Annotated in this window: 1 protein-coding gene; it reads right to left on the bottom strand. The window is 64.6% G+C overall.

All coding sequences use genetic code 11. The features are described from left to right. Positions 1-438, bottom strand: a 438-nt coding sequence (locus GR197_RS31455; protein WP_164016612.1) for an MFS transporter, incomplete at both ends; no start/stop codon positions are given.

Here is a 438-nt window from a genome sequence, read left to right on the forward strand (position 1 = left end):
ATGTAGTAGAGCGCCATGCCGATCACGCGCGGCTCGGTGAGCACGCTCAGGAGCGTGCCGTGACGCGCGGCGCTCTTGCGCGCCTGCGCGCTTTCGCTTTCCAGTGTGCGCGCGAGCCAGTTCTTCTCTTCGTCGTCGAGGAACTTCGCTTCGCGCGGCGATGCGGGCAAGCAGAACAGCACGACGAGCGTCAGCAGCACGGAAGGAATGCCCGTCACGACGAACACCAGCTGCCAGCCTTGCAGTCCGAGCACACCGCCCTTGTCGAGCAGCCAGCCGCAGATCGGCGCGCCGACCATGTTGCCCAGACTGCTGCCCACCGTGAAATAACCGAGCATCCGTACGCGATGCCGCTGCGGAAACCACAGCGTCAGGTAATAGATCACGCCGGGATAAAGCCCCGCTTCCGACGCGCCCAGCAGAAAGCGCAGCCCATAG

The sequence above is a fragment of the Rhizobium phaseoli genome (assembly GCF_010668805.1).
Taxonomy (GTDB): Bacteria; Pseudomonadota; Alphaproteobacteria; order Rhizobiales; family Rhizobiaceae; genus Rhizobium; species Rhizobium phaseoli_A.